The sequence below is a fragment of the Cupriavidus sp. R6-3 genome (assembly GCF_059772245.1).
The window spans coordinates 1-2,880 of sequence record NZ_JCBAJO010000377.1 but is presented as its reverse complement, the minus strand read 5'-3'; the positions used below and the strand labels follow the sequence as shown (position 1 = coordinate 2,880).

Here is a 2,880-nt window from a genome sequence, read left to right as displayed (position 1 = left end):
TACAGCGGGTGTCGCAGCAAGGTGTCACAGCGAAGGACAGACACGCCGATCAGCTGCCCGACAACGTCAATGGCCGCGTCGACGCCGCGGCCATATCCTCTGTCAGCACCCTTGCCCCTCGGCCGTCATTACTGCGAACGCTGGGCGGTGCCGCTCTTGCGCGTCCGCGAAGCAGTCGTGGTTTTCTCGTCGGGCGTGGGTGCCAGCAATGCCGCGAGCAATTCGGCGTCGCGATCATTGCCCATATTGGCGCCCGTCTTTTTTGAAACTCGGCGCGTATTGTTGGAGGCAATACGCGAGCGCTCGGTTTTCGTCTTCCCTACGGTCGTAGGGCCGGTATTCGAACGCGACGCGACCTTGGTGTCGGTATTGGAATGTTGCCGTTTTGCAGCGGCCTGATTCGACGCAGTGATCTTCGTCTTATTTACTTCTTGATTTCGGATTTTTTTATTCGGCTCGTTGGCAGCCAGTGTCGCGGTTTTGGCCCTGTTGGCCGCGGGTGTTTTTTCGGGACTCTGCGCCGCGTTGGCGGCCACCGCGGTGCCGCCCGCCAGTGCCGCGGCACCGAGCCCGGCCGCGGCAAGATCGCCCGCCGGCATCTTGCCGAGGCTGTCGAGCGCATCGTCGTCGGCATCGCGCGCGGGGCTGACATCGACAATGGTGGCCGAACCGGCCGGCGCTTCGATGGGAGCTTCGGCGGGCGCTGCGCTGGCCGCGGCGGCCTGCATTTCAGGGGACTGGCTCACGCTGGAAGCGGCCGTGGTGGCGGCATCCGAGGCAGAATTGGCGCTCTCCGCCGGCACGATCGCGGCCACGGTCGGGGCCTCGCCATCGCTGCTCTTGCCCAGCCAGAAGGCCACGGCGCCCGCGCCGACCAGCAGCAGCGCCAGCGTGGCGAACAGGCCGTGGCGCTTGATGTCGGGGGTCTTCTTGACGGGCGCGTGACTGGCGACCCGCCCTTCGAGGCTGGCCAGAATGCGCGTATCCGGCCCCTGGCTGTCGGCATTGCCCGAGCCGAACAGCGACGGCGGTCCATTTCCTTTCAAGTCGTCGCTGTGGCTCATCTTTTGGCTCTCGAATTGCAATAAAATGCGCGTCGGGCAGCGCAGGGATGGAATTGAGTCAAGCGATCGGCAACATAACTCGAAGACAGGGCCCGAGCAGAAATTCGACGAGGTGGCGCCAGCTGCCGATGCGGACGAAGCGCGCAGATTTTATAGCTGGCTGCAACAAAAATGCAAATATGTGAACGTCGCCGTGACAACTCGCAGACGGCGAATTTTTTGCAGCCGAATGTCAGCCCGGAATCGAGCCAAATAAATGTCACAAAATGTAACTATTGAAGCCGCTGTCATGCGCGGTTTGGGCGTCGCGTGGTACGCGGACTGAGCGGATGATCTTTATTACGCTGTTCTTCTATTTCGCGCTGATGGTCGCCATTGCGGCCATTCTGCTGCTGCCGGACGTGCGCGAGCGCGTGGTGCTGGCCGCGCGTGCGCAATGGCAGCGGCTCAGTATCAATGCGAGCGCCGCGAGCCAGCGCTCGGCCGGAACCCTACGAACGTCGGCTTCACAGGCGGCCGATTCGATGGAAGCATTGCGCGCCTTCGTTGCGCGCCGAAAGGTCTTTCTGCTGTGCGCGGCGGGCGTCGTCGCGACCCCGCCGATCGTTGCCCTCGCCTTGCGACCGAAACTGCTGTTCGAGTACGATGACGCGCTGCGCGAGCCGGACCAGAAGATTTCCGCCTTATTGAATGGCGAACGGCTGATTCCTCCGGCGCCATTGCCGCCCGAGGTATTCACCACGCAGGAAGTCGAACGGATTCGCCCGACCATTCGCGAAGCCAGCCGCAATTGGGATCTGCTCGACGCCGATTTTCGTCAGCGCCTGCTGCTGGTCTACAAGATCATGCGCGACGAGCATGGTTATGAAATGGCGCTGCTGGAGGGCTACCGCAGTCCCGAGCGCCAGGCCAGGCTTGCGGCGATGGGCACGCATGTCACAAAGGCGGGCGCCTATCACAGCTACCATCAGTTCGGCCTCGCCGCCGACAGCGCCTTCTATCGCGACGGCAAGCTGGTGATCAGCGAGAAGGATCCGTGGGCGATGCGCGGATACGAGTTGTACGGGCAGATCGCCGAGTCCGCGGGGCTGACCTGGGGCGGGCGCTGGAAGATGATGGATCTTGGGCACGTCGAGTTGCGCCGGCCCGGCGTGCTCGGCAAGAAGCCCGGCTAGCGTGCGATGTGCGGGGGCACGGCGCAGGCAACGGCGGCCGGCGAAAGCAGGCCGCGAATCGATAGCTGGTGGCGGGATCGCCCTTCTCAGTCGAGAGAACAACAATGACACGGCCATTTATCGTATTGGGTGACAAGACCGACCACGGCGGCGTCGTGATCAGCGCGTCGGGCACCACGTCGACCAACGGCAAGGGCATTGCCTGCGTCGGCGATCGCGTGACCTGCCCGAAGTCCGGCCATGGCGAAACCACCATCGTCACCGGCGATCCGACCGTGATCATCGACGGCCGCGCCGCGGCCCGCCACGGCGACAAGACGGCATGCGGCGCGACGCTGCTGTCCAGCCAGGGAGTCACCGGCAGCGCGTAAGCGGGCGCCGTTCCGCTGCCGCGCTGTTGCGCTCCCTGTGCCGACCCTCCCCGACACCATGCTTGCACGCCTGTTCCGTTCCGGCCTGATTCTGTTCGCCGTCTTCGCGCTGGTCTGGACCGCGACGATCCTGTGGTGGCAATCGATCCATCGGATGCCGACCACGACCGATATCGTCACGCATCTGTTCCTGCTGCCGGCCGGCATGATCGCGGGCTATCTGGTCATTCGCCGCGCGCTGGACGGTATCCGCCGCAATGTCGCGGCCGC

The 2,880-nt window shown here is 64.1% G+C and carries 3 protein-coding genes and 1 pseudogene; 3 read left to right on the top strand and 1 reads right to left on the bottom strand.

Annotation, left to right across the window (positions count from 1 at the left end; all coding sequences use genetic code 11):
- Positions 1-128 precede the first annotated feature (128 nt).
- Entirely contained in the window at positions 129-1,064 is a 936-nt protein-coding gene (locus AC6EI8_RS25740; protein WP_498383295.1) for a hypothetical protein, read from the bottom strand.
- 329 nt (positions 1,065-1,393) lie between these two features.
- Between AC6EI8_RS25740 and AC6EI8_RS25735 the strand changes: the two genes are divergently transcribed.
- From AC6EI8_RS25735 to AC6EI8_RS25725, 3 genes and pseudogenes are all read left to right on the top strand, one after another.
- Positions 1,394-2,239, top strand: a complete 846-nt coding sequence (locus tag AC6EI8_RS25735) for a M15 family metallopeptidase (RefSeq protein ID WP_498383294.1) — start codon at positions 1,394-1,396, stop codon at positions 2,237-2,239.
- Between the two features lie 104 nt (positions 2,240-2,343).
- Entirely contained in the window at positions 2,344-2,610 is a 267-nt protein-coding gene (locus AC6EI8_RS25730; protein ID WP_149318842.1) for a PAAR domain-containing protein, read from the top strand.
- A gap of 58 nt (positions 2,611-2,668) precedes the next feature.
- Positions 2,669-2,880: pseudogene (locus AC6EI8_RS25725) on the top strand (hypothetical protein); the annotation flags it as partial.